Source organism: Desemzia sp. FAM 23988 (assembly GCF_045528365.1).
In the GTDB taxonomy this organism is placed as follows: Bacteria; Bacillota; Bacilli; order Lactobacillales; family Carnobacteriaceae; genus Desemzia.
The window spans coordinates 61873-76585 of the sequence record NZ_JBGQQS010000009.1; the positions used below are offsets into that span (position 1 = coordinate 61873).

At 36.6% G+C, this 14713-nt stretch carries 12 protein-coding genes; 11 read left to right on the forward strand and 1 reads right to left on the reverse strand.

The features are described from left to right. Nucleotides 1-6 precede the first annotated feature (6 nt). The 11 genes from mazE to ACEN4L_RS06935 all read left to right on the forward strand — a co-directional run bounded on the left by mazE (nucleotide 7) and on the right by ACEN4L_RS06935 (nucleotide 13057). A complete protein-coding gene (gene mazE / locus ACEN4L_RS06885; RefSeq protein ID WP_407096878.1) occupies nucleotides 7-231 on the forward strand; it encodes a type II toxin-antitoxin system PemI/MazE family antitoxin in 225 nt (74 codons plus the stop codon). After that, complete coding sequence (locus ACEN4L_RS06890; protein ID WP_407096877.1) at nucleotides 212-607, forward strand: type II toxin-antitoxin system PemK/MazF family toxin; 396 nt, start codon at nucleotides 212-214, stop codon at nucleotides 605-607. The genes mazE and ACEN4L_RS06890 overlap by 20 nt, the downstream gene beginning before the upstream one ends. 674 nt (nucleotides 608-1281) lie before the next feature. After that, the gene (locus tag ACEN4L_RS06895) at nucleotides 1282-2115 is read left to right on the forward strand and encodes an ABC transporter permease (RefSeq protein ID WP_407096876.1); all 834 of its coding nucleotides are present in this window, start codon (nucleotides 1282-1284) and stop codon (nucleotides 2113-2115) included. Next, a complete protein-coding gene (locus tag ACEN4L_RS06900) occupies nucleotides 2108-2887 on the forward strand; it encodes an ABC transporter permease (RefSeq protein WP_407096875.1) in 780 nt (259 codons plus the stop codon). Before ACEN4L_RS06895 ends, ACEN4L_RS06900 begins: the two co-directional genes overlap by 8 nt. Before the next feature lie 78 nt (nucleotides 2888-2965). Beyond that, nucleotides 2966-4006 carry an ABC transporter ATP-binding protein gene (locus tag ACEN4L_RS06905; RefSeq protein ID WP_407096874.1) on the forward strand — a complete coding sequence of 347 codons (1041 nt, stop codon included), beginning with the start codon at nucleotides 2966-2968 and terminating at the stop codon, nucleotides 4004-4006. 28 nt (nucleotides 4007-4034) lie between these two features. After that, nucleotides 4035-5081 carry an ABC transporter substrate-binding protein gene (locus tag ACEN4L_RS06910; RefSeq protein ID WP_407096873.1) on the forward strand — a complete coding sequence of 349 codons (1047 nt, stop codon included), beginning with the start codon at nucleotides 4035-4037 and terminating at the stop codon, nucleotides 5079-5081. Nucleotides 5082-5165: 84 nt separating this feature from the next. Continuing rightward, nucleotides 5166-6872, forward strand: coding sequence for an adenine deaminase C-terminal domain-containing protein (locus ACEN4L_RS06915; RefSeq protein WP_407096872.1), 1707 nt, complete (start codon nucleotides 5166-5168; stop codon nucleotides 6870-6872). Continuing rightward, the gene (locus tag ACEN4L_RS06920; protein ID WP_407096871.1) at nucleotides 6869-8188 is read left to right on the forward strand and encodes an amidohydrolase; all 1320 of its coding nucleotides are present in this window, start codon (nucleotides 6869-6871) and stop codon (nucleotides 8186-8188) included. Before ACEN4L_RS06915 ends, ACEN4L_RS06920 begins: the two co-directional genes overlap by 4 nt. A gap of 146 nt (nucleotides 8189-8334) precedes the next feature. Next, nucleotides 8335-10695: an McrB family protein gene (locus ACEN4L_RS06925; RefSeq protein WP_407096870.1), complete on the forward strand. Its 2361-nt coding sequence runs from the start codon at nucleotides 8335-8337 to the stop codon at nucleotides 10693-10695. Continuing rightward, nucleotides 10688-11986 (forward strand): McrC family protein, encoded by a 1299-nt coding sequence (locus ACEN4L_RS06930; protein ID WP_407096869.1) that lies wholly within the window; start codon nucleotides 10688-10690, stop codon nucleotides 11984-11986. The genes ACEN4L_RS06925 and ACEN4L_RS06930 overlap by 8 nt, the downstream gene beginning before the upstream one ends. Nucleotides 11987-12244: 258 nt before the next feature. After that, complete coding sequence (locus tag ACEN4L_RS06935) at nucleotides 12245-13057, forward strand: alpha/beta fold hydrolase (RefSeq protein ID WP_407096868.1); 813 nt, start codon at nucleotides 12245-12247, stop codon at nucleotides 13055-13057. A gap of 124 nt (nucleotides 13058-13181) precedes the next feature. On the opposite strand, the gene ACEN4L_RS06940 is transcribed toward ACEN4L_RS06935, so the two are convergent. Beyond that, nucleotides 13182-14654: a WD40/YVTN/BNR-like repeat-containing protein gene (locus ACEN4L_RS06940; protein WP_407096867.1), complete on the reverse strand. Its 1473-nt coding sequence runs from the start codon at nucleotides 14652-14654 to the stop codon at nucleotides 13182-13184. Nucleotides 14655-14713: the final 59 nt, after the last annotated feature.

Below are 14713 nucleotides of genomic sequence, written 5' to 3' on the forward strand. Positions count from 1 at the left end.
CAGAGGATGAAGACTAGAAAACAAGGTAATGCAATTGTTTTAACGGTGCCGACTAAATTTAATATTAAACCTGATCAAGAATATGTAGCTGTAAAAGGAGAATTGGGAAGTATCACATATATCCCTAAAATAGAAAATATATTTGAAAATGCACAAAAAAAAGGTGTTGACTTGCGTTTTGAGGATGCATTCGAGGAAGATAGACATTTAATTGGAAGAGAAGAAATATAAGATGGTCTATTCTATCGAAGGTTATACCCCAAAACAAGGAGATATTATTTGGTTAAATTTTAATCCAAGTGCTGGTAGAGAAATACAAAAGAAACGGCCGGCGTTAGTCATTAGTTCGAATGCCTACAATGGTAGTACAGGATTTATACTGGTTTGTCCAATTAGTACTTCAAAAAAAGAAAGACCTGGTTTTGTTCCATTGACTCAGGAACATTCCATTCGTGGGAAAGTCAATGCTATGCAAATCAAAGGATTTGATTTCTTAGCCAAAGAAAGAGAAGTACGGTTTGTAGAGAAGGCAACTGCAACTGAAGTAGGGATGGTTGCTCAAATTGTAGGACATATCTTTAGTTTCGATAGTTTACTGAGCGAATAAAAAAATAATACAGTGAGACGACAGACCCTCTATAAGAACCACCACCAGACAAATACCTCAGTATGATGCTGGACTAAACAAATAAAAAAATCTAAAGACCATCAAGGATTAGAGTAAATCTAATTTTTGAGGGTCTTTTTTCTAGGACAAGATACGGAGTTGAGTTTAAGCTACAGGCTATTAATGAATAGTTAAATATTTCTGATCTACAAAGAGTCAACAACGAAATAGGCTAGTTCTAATAAAGGTAAAATTTAATCAGTTATGAAGAACTGGAGGCAAGAGTAAATAGTTTAATCAAATAGGGATTATCCTGTTTGATTAAAAGGAACATTAGCTGACGGGAGCATTTTTGAATCACCCATTTATTCTAGTTAATCAATTGAATAATAAATAGGGTATTAATCAACTAATTACCTTTATTGTTCAGCATATGTTATTTATTCAGTAAAAACAGATTTTTCATGATTTTTAATCGTTAAAAATAAAATATTTAATTGAAACACGAATATTGATCGTTATTTTTTGAACTTTATTTGCTAAAACGGTTGTCCATTACTTTTTTTACGGTTATACTGACTTGTGTAGAAATACGAACATTAACCATTATCGAAAAGGATACAAGGTTTTTTTGAAATTTTGTATCTTTTCATTTTTTGAGGAGGATTTATCTTATGTCGAAAAAAATCCCGTATCTGATATTAGCACCGGGATTCATTTTGTTGGTTTTCTTTTTGTTGATACCACTAGTATCCATTATTTGGCCAACTTTTTATAATGGAGCATTGTCGTTTGATTCATACATTTCTTTTTTTAAAGATACATATAATGTAGGGATTTTCATTCGTACCATTCGGGTTTCTGTAGTTGTGACGATCCTCTGTATCATTCTTGGGGTTCCTACTGCTTACTTTATAGCCGGAACTTCTACAAAATGGCGAGGATTGTTAATGGCACTTACTTTATTTCCAATGTTGACCAATTCGGTTATTCGAAGTTTTGCATGGATCAATTTACTAGGACAAAACGGGGTAATCAATGAGTTACTCACAACTATAGGTGTCATTTCTGAGCCTTTGACTTTATTGTATACAGAGTTTTCCATTATTATTGGATCCATTTATTTATTTTTGCCTATTTTGATTATCACATTAGTAGGTGTGATGGAAAATATCAATCCAGAAATCATGGAAGCGGCAGAAACTCTAGGAGCGAGTCGCATAAAAGCGTTCCTCAAAGTTGTTTTACCGTTAAGCATTCCAGGAATCATCGTAGGAAGTATTCTGGTATTTACTGGCACATTGACAGCTTATACCACTCCTCAGCTACTTGGAGGCAACCGTAATATGATGCTGTCAACATTTCTGTATCAAAATGCTATGACTTTAGGGAATTGGGAAGATGCCAGTGTCATTGCATTGATCATGATTGTGACTACTTTGGTCATTATGAAAGGTTTTAACTTGATTGCTAATAGAATCGACAAGCGAGGTGAACAGGATGCGTAAACAAAGAGGGTTGTCGATATTCGCCGGAGCTGTATTTGCTTTCTTGTTTATTCCTTTAATCATTATCACGATAACAGCTTTTGGAGAAAATGCGACCATTCAATTTCCCATTAGTGGATTTACATTTCAATGGTTTACAGCTGTTTTTGAAGATCAGTCTTTTATGGACAGCTTTTTATTGAGTTTAGAGGTTTCGTTACTGGCAACTTTGTTGGCGTTGATTATTGGTATTCCTGCTGCATATGCTTTAACTAGGCATGGTGTGAAAGGGAAAAGCTGGATCAAAAGTTTTTTCTTATCCCCAACGATTATTCCAGGTGTCGTAGTAGGATATTCGCTGTTTCAATTTATCGTTATTCGTTTGCAAATTCCTCTATTCCAGGGCTTACTGTTAGGGCATTTTTTAATCAGTCTGCCTTACATTATTCGTGTAGTAGGTTCGAGTTTAGAACAATTGGATTTTTCGATCGAAGAAGTGGCTTGGACTTTAGGAAGTACTAAGATCAAAGCGTTTGTCAGTATTGTATTGCCAAATATTTCTTCCAGTATATTTGCTTCTTTTATGCTGGCCTTTATCAATTCGTTTAACAATATTCCTGTGTCGCAATTTTTATCTGGTCCTGGTATTTCAACATTGCCGACCACTTTAATGAATTACATTGAATACAATTATGATCCAGTAGTTTCTGCATTGTCTGTGCTTTTAATGCTGGGAACGATCACTTTGATGTTTTTAATTGAAAAAACGCTTGGGCTAGCAAAAGTAGTCTAGTCAGTCAATCGAAGAAGAAAGATTTTCTCGCTTTATCAGTCGATTGGTTAAATATCCTTAAGGAGGACATGTGCTGTTATGTCATTTGTTGACTTAGAAAATATCCGTGTGAGTTATGACGGGAAAAATAATATCTTGAAAGAACTGAATCTATCTATGGAAAAAGGGGAACTGATCTCATTATTAGGACCATCAGGTTGTGGCAAAACAACCACTTTACGGGTTATTGCAGGTCTGATTGAGCCGAATGATGGCACCTTTACTGTAGGGGAGACTGATTTGACAAAAGTTCCTGTCCACAAACGTAACTTTGGGATGGTTTTCCAAAGCTATGCATTGTTTCCGCATTTAACTGTGAAAGAAAATGTGGGTTTTGGATTGAAACTGAGAAAAGAAAAAAAAGAAGTCATCGAGAGAAAAGTGCAAGCTATTTTGGAAGCTACTGATTTATCTGATTATGCTGAGCGTTATCCTAAACAACTGTCTGGAGGGCAACGTCAGCGTGTGGCTCTTGCTCGGGCTTTAGTGATTGAACCACAATTATTATTGTTGGATGAACCTTTAAGCAATTTGGATGCTAAGTTACGCATCAGCATGCGGATTGAGATCAAACGGATCCAACGTAGTTTAGGGATAACGACAGTCTTTGTGACGCATGATCAAGAAGAATGTTTTTCGATTTCAGACAAAGTAGCGGTTATGAATAATGGAGTCATTGAACAATACGATTCTCCGGAAGAAATTTATAAGAAACCTAAAACAGAGTTCGTGGCTCGTTTTATTGGATTTGAAAATTTCTTTCAGTTGACCAAACAAGGCACACATTCCTATGTGACTTCAGATGGAACACTAATTGAAACAGAGCACACAGCAGATAGACAACAAGCCACCGGAACGATTCGCCCAGATGATATTTTACTTGCTGCACAGGATCAGGAGCTGCCGTCGAATGGTTTAGCCGGTACAATCAGAGTTCGTACGTTTTTAGGGAAAAGTTATCAATATGAAGTAGAAACTTCGATTGGGAAATTGTTGGTTAATGATGTACAAGTACCTGGTTATCAAGTTGGAGATAAAGTTTTTGTCGTTATTCCAAAAGAAAAATTGATTTTAGTCTAACCAATTATAAAAGGGGGATTTTTGAGTAATGAAAAAGAAAGTAATTTTAGCAAGTTTAACGGTTATGAGTGGATTAGTACTGGCAGCATGTGGGCAAGAAGCGAGCGGAGCAAATAAAGAATTAGTTATCTCAACATTTGGATTAAGTGAAGATATTATGCAAGAAGATATTTTTGCACCATTTGAAGAAGAATATGGTGTAGATATTGTAGTAGAGACAGGTACGAGTTCTGAACGTTACACGAAATTTGAAAATAATCCTAACTCAACGGTTGATATTATTGACTTGCCGCAATCAAATTCCTCTCAAGGAGCGACAGAAGGGTTATTTGAAGAAATCGATACAGAAAAAATTCCGAATTTAGCTGAATTGATCGATAGTGCAAAAGAATTGAGTGAAAATGGATCTGGAGCAGCTTATACAGTGAACAGTATTGGAATTATTTATGATGAAGAAGCTGCTGGTATGAAAATCGATGAATTTTCTGATTTATGGGACCCTTCACTTCAAGGGAAAATCTCTATCCCAGAGATTTCCACTACTTTTGGACCATCAATGATGTATGTAGCTAGTGACTATAAAGGGGTAGACATTACTACTGATAATGGAGAAGCAGCTTTTGAAGCGTTAGAAGAACTATCTCCCAATATCGTTAAAACGTATGGTAAGTCTTCTGACCTAGCGAATATGTTCCAATCGGGAGAAATCGTTGCAGCCGTTGTCGGCGATTTTGCAATTCCAATGATTTCAGAAGCTCATCCAGCTGTTCAATACGTTGTTCCAGCTTCTGGAACGTACGCCAATTTTAATACGATAAACATTAATGCGAATTCAGAAAACAAAGAAATGGCTTATAATTTCGTGAATTGGAGACTAAGTGAAGAATTGCAAACCATCACAGCAGCTTCATTAAATGAAGCCCCAACAAATAAACAAGTTGAATTAAGTGGAGAAGCAGCTGAAAACAAAACTTATGGAGAGATTGCTGAGTTAACTAAACCGGTAGATTTCGAATTTGTAAATACACAAATGGATGATTGGATCAGCACATGGAATAGAACACTAAACCAATAAATTAAAGCTTAGAAAATTTAAAAAATAACCTCTTTTCAGTTAGAGGTTATTTTTTATGTAAGAACCAGCAGAGAGGTGAGTGGCATGAAAATAGATACACTTATAACAAATGTACAAGTATTCAATAGTTTTTTAAAAATATTTGAGTGGAAAGATGTTGCGATTCTTAACGGTAAATTCTTTTCAATTGGAATAAATAAATCGATGGAGCTGCAGCCTGAAGCTACGATTGATGCGAAGGGGAGATACATGATTCCAGGGTTGATCGATATCCACATGCATATTGAAAGTTCCATGATTCCTCCTTCTATTTTTTCAAAAGCGGGTCTGTCTCATGGAGTAACCACAGTCGTGGCTGATGCTCATGAAATCGTAAATGTATTTGGTGTAGAAGGAATGGATGCCTTTATGAATGAAGAAACAGAAATGGATATTTTTTATGCGATTCCTTCTTCTGTTCCGTCAACGATTCCGGAAATAGAAACAACAGGTGGTTTCATAGGAGTAGAAGAGGTTCAGCGGTTATTAAACCATCCTAAAGTGATTGCTCTTGGAGAAGCGATGAATTTTGATGGCATTGTGAATGATCCAGATTCTTTGATCCGTCAAATTTTGCATACCGTACAAGAAAAGAAACCTTTTATGCCTATTGAAGGGCATGTGCCGCTAGTCTCTGGACTAGATTTGGCTAAGTTTATGTACCAAGGGATAACAGCGGATCACACACAGCAAACGCCAGAATCTATTTACGAGAAAGTCAGCAGTGGGATGTTCATTGAGTTGCAGAAAAAGTCGCTAACCAAAGAAAATATGCAGGCCATAGTAAAAAATCAATTTTATGAATATTGTGCCATTGTGACAGACGATATTATGGCAGATGATTTGCTGAAGGGGCATTTAAATGAAAATGTTCGCTTGGCGATTGATACAGGTATTCCCGTTGAACAAGCTATTTACATGAGTACCTATACACCAGCGAGAAGGATGGGATTTCAAGATCGAGGGGCGATCGTTTCCGGTTTTAAAGCCGATTTTATTTTGCTGGAAGATCTAGCTGGAATAGAAATTTCATCAGTGTATAATGCAGGGGAATTAGTGCATACAAATGGGGATGAGATAGGATACCCCGAAACTAAGCCGGTTTTCCCTAGTGCCTTTTATTCTTCTGTTCATTGTAAAAAAGCTGAGAGAAGCGACTTTCAGATTGGTGCTGAAGGAAAATCTGCTCTTTGTAATGTGATTCGCATTGCTGAAGTCGGTACCTTTACTGAATGTGTCCAAAGAGAAATACCGATAAAAGACGGTTACCTAGATTGGGAATCAAGTGGTTTAGCATTAATTGTAGTGATGGAGCGTTATGGAAAGACTGGAAACAAAGCGTATGGATTAGTCGAAAATGCACTGACCAAAAAAGGAGCAGTGGGAACAACTTGGGCACACGATCACCACAACTTAATGGTGATGGGAACATCGATTGAAGATTTAGTAGTGGCACAAAATAAATTGATTGAGATTCAAGGGGGCTATTTGACCGTTCGAAACAAACAAGTAGCCAGTTGTTGTCCTCTGTTGATTGGTGGCATTATCAGCGATGCACCAATCCAAGTTATTGGTCAGCAGTTAGGAGAGGTCAGACAAGGAATGATTGATTTAGGTTACCGAAACTCTAATGAGATTATGTCTTTTTCGACGTTATCTTTACCTGTTTCTCCAGCCATAAAAATTACGGATAAAGGGATGTTTGATGTGCGAACTCAACGCCCAATTCCATTAATGGAGGTAATTAGATGAAGACGTTGATTAAAAATAGTCATATCTTAACGATGGATGCAAAATTCACTGAATATTCTGATGGTTACTTAATTATAAAAGATACTAAAATTATAGAAATTGGTCCGTATAATCAGTTTTTACAATCAGAAAGTAACTTTGATGAAGTGATTGACGCTCGTCAAGCAATCATGATTCCTGGAATGGTAAATACGCATACTCATATCGGGATGATTCCTTTTCGCTCATTAGGAGATGATTATCCTGATCGATTGCGTCGTTTTTTATTTCCATTAGAAATTGCTTGTATGACCGAACAGTTGGCATATCACAGCGGGAAATATGCTATTGCTGAAATGCAGATGGCTGGTATTACTACTTTTACAGATATGTATTATTTTGAAGATACTCTAGCACAAGCTACGGATGAAATGAAATCCCGAGCCATTTTAGGAGAAACGGTTGTGGACTTTCCAACTTGTGATGCGCCAACAGCTCATGGCGGGATTGAGTACGCCAAAAAGTTTATTCCAAAATGGCTCGACCATGAATTGATTACCCCAGCGATTGCACCGCATGCGCCAAACACCAATGACCCAAAAGCTTTAAAAGCAGCTGCTGAACTAGCAGAGGAGTATGGAGTACCCATGACCATGCACGTAGCAGAAATGAATTATGAAATGGACCATTTTAGAGAAAAGTATAATGCTACACCAGTAGAGTTCTTACAATCTCTTGGTGTTCTCAGTCCTCGTTTTATCGCGGCTCATTGCATTCATTTGTCTGACCAAGATTTGCAGATATTGAAGCAAGAAGGTGTGAGTGTGGCACATTGCATTGGAGCCAACACCAAGTCTGCTAAAGGGGTGGCTCGAGTAAAAGACATGTTGGAATTGGGAATTCCTGTAGGACTAGGCACAGACGGGCCAAGCAGCGGCAACACACTAGATTTGTTTACGCAAATGAAATTAGTGGCTAATTTTCATAAGACAACCTTACAGGATAGAACAGCTTATCCAGCTAAAGATATTGTGGCGATGGCTACTATTGAAGGAGCAAAAGTATTGAATATGTCCAATGAGATCGGCTCTTTGGAGGTGGGGAAAAGGGCTGATGTAGTCTTAGTTGAAACAACTTCAGTAAACATGTTTCCTATCTTTGACCCTTATGCAGCTTTGGTTTATTCTGCGAATGCATCAAATGTACAAGATGTCTTTATCAATGGGACAGCATTGGTTCGAAATAAGCAGCTTGTTTATCATGAATTAACGGTTTTGCGTTCAAATCTAGCCTCTGAAATGATCGGTTTTTCAAAAAAGGCGAAAGAGTTGGCCTAAAAAATCATGTTTTAGATTGGTGCATTTTAGAAACAAATACAAAAACTGGAATGCTAATGGACTAGCATTTCAGTTTTTTTAATATTCATTGATAGTTAATGCTAAAATGAATGTACATGAGAACCAAGTGATAGGAGGAAGAGTAGATGACAGTAAATTTAGATAAAAAATATTTATTTGTAGAAACTCTATTTGAAAATGAGGATTGGTTAAACGATTTTATTGATCAGGGCACTTTAAACCTGAGTGTAGAAAGCAAAGAGGATAACGACCAATATGAAACAATAGTGCAAAGGTTCAATCGTATGAGTGCAGGAGATCACATCATTGCTAAAACGACCTACACACGGAAAAAAGATCTTCCATTTGAGAATCCAAATAATAATATCGTTTCGGTTATGCGAGTAAAAGCAGTTGGAATAATAGAAAAAAACTTCAATGATGGACAAACTCTATCAGTGAATTGGATAAAAGATTATCGACAAGAGAATAAAGAGTGGTATTTCTTTACCAGTAAAGCTTCCATTTGGCAGCCCGATGTATATAAATCAGAATTCGCAAAAAAATTAATAGAGTTCTCTATTGATGACGTAGAACAAGATTATCCCTATTTCTTAAGTGATCCCTATTGGAAAGGCCAATGGTATGGGAAGTTGGACATCACCTTACAAAAGGATGTACCTCTTACTTTACGTTACGAAGACTTAGAAAAAAGACAGTTGCTCTCATTTAAAATAAATGAACACAAATTTTCTAAAGAAAATGTGAAACGTTTTGCTTGGAAGCGAATTGTAGAGCAAGTTGCGTTACTCCTAGAAATACCCTACAAAGAGGATACTGAAATTACGTTAAGAGATGTTCTACCTGAAGCTACAGATGAACAAATCAAAAATCTAACAGGGAGTTTTCGGAACACGATAGGCTTTTATTCCTCTAAAGAGAAAGTGGAAGAACAAAAAATGATTCGGAGTGCTAGCTCACAAAGCAACATTTTAGAAATACATTTGGGAGAACAGAGTGTATGGTATGCAACCTTTGCCGGAATAGATGCCCTCATGCTCGTTCAAGGTTTATTGAATAAGTATGGTACAGGTAAAGAAGAGGTTTTTATTGAGTATTCAGCTGTTAGGAAAAATAAAGCGAGCAAAAAAAAGATAGATGAAGTGGACAATGGGATTGAAACTGAAGAAATAGAAAAGATAGAGAGCACAGGTTTAAATACAATCTTATATGGTCCACCGGGGACTGGAAAAACGTATCAAATTGAGGAATATAAGGAAAAACTAATTGGAAATCAACTGACAAAAGAGGAAGAGTATCATTTTGAAGGCTTTTCGTGGAAAGAGATTATTTATCTTGCTTATAAAGAAAAAGACTATCAATCACTAACGATCAAGGAAATTGAATTTTCTAAAATAGTTCAAGAGTACGCGAAAACAAAGAAAAATAAATCTATATATGGAACGATAAATACTGAAATCATTGAAAATGCTACAAAAAATAGCACCACATCTGCTTATCGCCGGGGAACAGATTTTTTTGAAAAAGTAGATAATCAATGGAGATTAACTCAAATCGGAAAGATGGATGCTGATGAAGTTTCAACTCCTGTACAAAAGCAAACTGAAACAGATTTCTTTTTTGAATTTGTTACGTTCCATCAATCATTTGGATACGAAGATTTTATTGAAGGCATTAGAGCTGAGTCAGTTGATGGAAATATCCATTATGAAGTGAAAGATGGCGTATTTCTACGTTTTTGTCGTAAAGCACAACAAGATTTGGAAAATGGGAATACGAATAGGTTCCTGTTTGTCATTGATGAAATTAATCGAGGAAATATTAGTAAGATATTTGGTGAGTTAATCACTTTAATAGAAGATAGCAAACGCATTAGTTACCAAGATGGGAAATGGGAAGGAATGACAGCGACGTTGCCGTATTCTGGTGAGAGTTTTGGCGTGCCGAATAATGTCTATATTTTGGGAACGATGAATACAGCAGACCGTTCGATTTCGATGATGGATACAGCTTTAAGGAGACGCTTTGAATTTGTAGAGAAAATGCCGGATTCAGATGTTATTCGAGAAAATGTTGGAGATAACGGGATTATAGACAATGTTGATGTAGCCGAAATATTAGACATATTGAATAGACGTATTCGAATTCTCTATGATCGAGAGCATACTTTAGGCCATGCATTTTTTATGAACAATCAATCGATGGAAGACTTACAAAAAACTTTTGAAAACAAAATTTTGCCGTTGCTACAAGAATATTTCTACGATGATTTCAAAAAAATTAAAGCAGTGCTCAATGATAAGCAAGAAATATACATTAGAACTGAAAAAGAAAGTCTATCAGATATGTTTGATTCAGACTTATTAGACGAGTGGATTGAAGACGAAGGAGATCACTTTGAATTAATCTCATCAGTTCCGTTATCAGAGTTTGAGAAATTCATTGCCAATATTGCTTATCCTTCTTCTGGAGCCCTAAATGAATAGAACAATAACCATTGCAGAATATGGCCGGATTCAAGTAAACGATATTTTTCAAGGTGTGAAGATTACTCCTAAAGATATTCGTGAACTACGAAACTTCATTGATGAGATCAATACTCAAACTTCTGCTAATAATTCTTCCAATATTTCGGATTATTTAAGACCGATTCGCAATGGTGTCCAAGCCAATAATTATGTGGGTGTTTTACAAACAAAATCAGGCTTAACGATTGAAATTTTGCCAAAGATTTCTCGAACACAACAAGACACTCAACAAGTTAAGAACCTTTTTATAGATATGCTTCGTACGGTGAAACAGATTGATGGAAAAAGTTTTGATATGTCCAATCTGAATGAAAATAAAAATAATATTTTAGAAATTTTTATTTCAATGTTCATTACTGAAGTAAATCGAATTATAAAAAGAGGATTGAAATCTGATTATACTACTAGAAGAAGCAATGAAGCCTATCTAAAAGGGAAGCTGTTAATCAAACAGCAAATTCAAACGAATTCAGTGAATAAAGCAAAATTTTACAATGAATTTGATGAGTTTGAGGTGGATGGAGCAGAAAATCAGCTTATCAAAACGACTTTAAATTATCTGTTAGGCATGTCGCATGATGCTAAGAATCAACGTTTGATTCGAGAACAATTGATGTATTTTGAGAAAGTGAGCTTAACTTATCATCCTCAAGTTACTTTTCAGCGTGTATCTATAAAACGTCAATTCCAATACTATGAACGTGCTTTGAAGTGGGCTGAAATTTTTTTGAAACGGAAATCATTCACTTCGTTTAAAGGAAGTTCTTTGGCATTTGCATTACTATTCCCGATGGAGAAAGTTTTTGAAGCATATATTGCAGATAAAATGAAAAAAGCCTTTCCTGATGTACAGGTAAATACTCAAGAACAACACTATTTTCTATTTGATAAGAATGAAAAAAACAAAAGCAGCTATAGATTACGTCCAGACATTGTCATTCGTTCTAATCAGGAGAATGGCAATGTAGTGATTGTGGATACCAAATGGAAATTGTTAAAGAATGATGGACCGTCCCAAGCTGATCTGTATCAAATGTATGCTTACTTTACGCGCTACTTCCATCATTCTGAAGCCATACAAAAAGTGGTTTTATTGTATCCAAAGAGTGAGAGTTACGATGAAAGAATATTTAAGAGTTTGAATTTCTTTGATAATAAATCGGAAATAGGAGCTAAGATTGAAGTGAAATATATTGATCTTTTTAGTGATGATATTAAAAGCCGTCTTCAACAGATAGTAATGAATTGAATCGAAATTTATTAAAAGATTATTTATTGGTAACTTTTGGCTGAACATCTTTTAAAGCTTGATTCACGTGTTCTATATGCTACAACTATATTAAATACTAAACGGAGACATATTATGGAGAATTCACTTCTATACACTGGTATTCTGTCATGTACATCGCAAAGCAAAACGTATCATTTTGATAAGAAATCGTTCATCTTTATACTATAATTGTGAAACTCTTAAAATACCATCAGGATGTAGAGGGAGGAAATTATAGTGAAGAAAACGATTAAAGGAAAAAATGATGTGTCGATTGCGGTAGAAGATGCGGGGACTGGACAACCAATTATTTTTCTTCATGGGTGGCCGCTTAACCAGCAAATGTTTGAATACCAGTACAATTATTTCTTAGCAAAAGGGTACCGTATAATTGGAATTGATTTACGCGGCTTTGGAGATTCAGATCTTGCAATAGAAGATTATGGTTATGATACATTAGCTGAAGACGTTAAAGCAGTAGTGGATGAATTGGAAATTAAAGACAGCATTTTAGTCGGTTTTTCAATGGGCGGAGCGATTGCTTCTCGCTATATGTCTCGGTATGATGGGCATGGCGTTAAAAAATTAGTTTTGATCGGTGCAGCTGCTCCTTTATTTACTCAAAGACCGGACTACCCTTATGGAATGAAAAAAGAAGAAGTCGATGAATTGATTGTACAAGCACAAACGGATCGACCTAAAATGATACAAGATTTCGGTAAAAAACTGTTCCACAAACATGCCAGTACTCCTTACAAAAACTGGATCGCCAGTCTGGCTTGGCAAGCTTCTTCCTATGGAACGATTCTTTCTGCTATTGCTTTAAGAGACGAGGATCTGCGTGCTGATTTACCAAAAATATCAGCTCCAACGTTGATTTGTCATGGAGAAAAAGATGAGGTTTGTCCATATGAATTTGCAGAGGAAATGGCAAAATTGATTCCGCAAAATGTTGTTGTAGCTTTTGAAAAAAGTGGACATGGCATCTTCCATGATGAGACTGAAAAACTGAACGAAACTATGCTGAGATTCATTCAAAAACAAGTTTAATTAGAGATTTAGATTCGATAATGGTACAGCGGCAAGCTGGACTGAGTTTTATCGCTTTGAAAAAAATTCTATAAAAAAGCTAGGAATCCTCTTATTGAAGGATTTCTAGCTTTTTTAGCGTAGCTTACCATACTTCTTCCGCAAATTCCCAAGTTTCTCCATTATCCACAGAGAGGAATAGCAGTTTATTGCCACCATTGTAATCACCATCTTGACCTTGATTGACGAGGAGATAGAGTGTTCCATTTTCTTCATAAGGCATCTCCGGAAAATCAAATGCTGCATATTTTTCACTCTCATCTAGAGGGACTTCTACGACTGGCAGCGTGACGGGTTCAAATGTCAGTCCACCATCCATAGTTCGGTATAGATCTGCATAACTACCGCCGCTATGAGAAAGACCGATGAACCCAAGTTGTTCATCAATAAAGGTGATGCCTGTGGAAACGCCGATACTGCCTAAAAATGGATCGGCATTGAAAACATCCCATGTTTCTCCACCATCCAAGGTTTGCTGAAGAACGTAAAATCGACTGCCGGCAGCTGCATCTACAACTGCTAATTGATAGCCGAATTGTTCATTGAAATAGAAAAACTCGTCATCAGGCGTGTACGTTTTTTGATCTGCTATCTGGAACTGTTCTTCTGCACTCAAAGCAGGAGCAGCTATGGAAGGATCAATGAAACGCACCGGTATAGTAGATTCATTATCAGGAGTATACACGGAGACGGTGTAACCCGCTATTTCTTCCTCTGCTCGGTTTAATGTGCTGGTATCGCCTTCCCCGTTAAAATAGGTAATACCTTCCTTATTGTAACCCCAACTGCGGTAACCGGCATAATAGATACCGAAAGACTCTTCATTCCAGTCAGCGATCGTTTCTTGTACAGGCAACACTTTGAGAGCATTGAGCAATGGCTGCAATTGCTGTTCTTCCTCAAAGTTCGGTTCCACATATCCATTTAGATAAATCGTCAGGTCGTTGCTTTTTGAACTGTCGTAATCGATCAAAAAGCTTTCCGTCTCGTTATTTTCATTTAAGCCATACAAAAAGGCAGAGACATCCGTGATTTGTCCGGATTGATCAAAGGTGACATCAACTTCATCGCTGACATACAACTCATTGGGTAAAGAAACTTCTTGCTGGATATCTCCTAATAAACCGTTCAATCCATTCTCATATAAATTATCATGAACAAATTCGATTTTACGAGTGTTGAGCCAATCATCAATTACAAAAGCTAATTTTCCTTGCAAATTGGTGGCACTCTGGTAGAGATTAAACCCCGTCACTAAAGTGATCAACACTAACATCGCTGCAGCTGATCGAACCCACCATTTGCTGATGCTTTTCAGTGTAGGAGAAAGGGTGTTTCCAAAGGGGACGGTACTTTTTTTGACAGAGGACCTGTATTTGATCAAACACCCTAAAAACCAGCCTGCCAACACCAGAGAACCGGCTAAAATAATAGGAGCTCTTCTAGACACGCCGCCATATTGAGCTAGAAAATACAGGTAGTAACAAACGACTCCATAAATCACGACAACAAATGGATTCCATATCATAGCTCGCCAAATAGTATTCTTTTTCTTCACATAACATCTTCCTTGTTGGTTTAAGTTTTAAACTTCTATCCGTTATTCTATCACTTTAC

What these genes read in the sequence shown, in the direction of transcription:
- mazE (WP_407096878.1), top strand. Translation starts at nt 7, where the DNA reads ATGAAGACTAGAAAACAAGGTAATGCAATTGTTTTAACGGTGCCGACT.
- ACEN4L_RS06895 (WP_407096876.1), top strand. Translation starts at nt 1,282, where the DNA reads ATGTCGAAAAAAATCCCGTATCTGATATTAGCACCGGGATTCATTTTG.
- ACEN4L_RS06900 (WP_407096875.1), top strand. Translation starts at nt 2,108, where the DNA reads ATGCGTAAACAAAGAGGGTTGTCGATATTCGCCGGAGCTGTATTTGCT.
- ACEN4L_RS06905 (WP_407096874.1), top strand. Translation starts at nt 2,966, where the DNA reads ATGTCATTTGTTGACTTAGAAAATATCCGTGTGAGTTATGACGGGAAA.
- ACEN4L_RS06910 (WP_407096873.1), top strand. Translation starts at nt 4,035, where the DNA reads ATGAAAAAGAAAGTAATTTTAGCAAGTTTAACGGTTATGAGTGGATTA.
- ACEN4L_RS06915 (WP_407096872.1), top strand. Translation starts at nt 5,166, where the DNA reads ATGAAAATAGATACACTTATAACAAATGTACAAGTATTCAATAGTTTT.
- ACEN4L_RS06920 (WP_407096871.1), top strand. Translation starts at nt 6,869, where the DNA reads ATGAAGACGTTGATTAAAAATAGTCATATCTTAACGATGGATGCAAAA.
- ACEN4L_RS06925 (WP_407096870.1), top strand. Translation starts at nt 8,335, where the DNA reads ATGACAGTAAATTTAGATAAAAAATATTTATTTGTAGAAACTCTATTT.
- ACEN4L_RS06930 (WP_407096869.1), top strand. Translation starts at nt 10,688, where the DNA reads ATGAATAGAACAATAACCATTGCAGAATATGGCCGGATTCAAGTAAAC.